The organism is Pseudoalteromonas sp. GW168-MNA-CIBAN-0100 (genome assembly GCF_040309225.1).
Classification (GTDB): Bacteria; Pseudomonadota; Gammaproteobacteria; order Enterobacterales; family Alteromonadaceae; genus Pseudoalteromonas; species Pseudoalteromonas arctica.
The window spans coordinates 1-252 of the sequence record NZ_JBEOOL010000835.1 but is presented as its reverse complement, the minus strand read 5'-3'; the positions used below and the strand labels follow the sequence as shown (position 1 = coordinate 252).

At 46.8% G+C, this 252-nt stretch carries 1 protein-coding gene; it reads left to right on the top strand.

Annotated features, from left to right (window positions below; genetic code table 11):
• Positions 1-252, top strand: a 252-nt coding sequence (locus AAEY62_RS23630) for a metal ABC transporter solute-binding protein, Zn/Mn family (RefSeq protein WP_350636896.1), incomplete at both ends; no start/stop codon positions are given.

Here is a 252-nt window from a genome sequence, read left to right as displayed (position 1 = left end):
AGCCTATCGCTGGTACCCTAGACCCACATATTTGGCTCGATCCTCAAAATGCCAAAGCCATCACCCGTGCGCTGGCGGTGATTCATAGCCATGCCAATCCTGAGTATAAAAAGCTCTATCATACCAATGCGCAAAAATTTGCCCAGCGACTGGATAAAGAAGTGCTTGCCACAAAGCAGAGCACAGCGTCAAAAACATTGCCTTATTGGGCATATCACGATGCTTATCAGTATATGGAGGACAGCTTAAAGC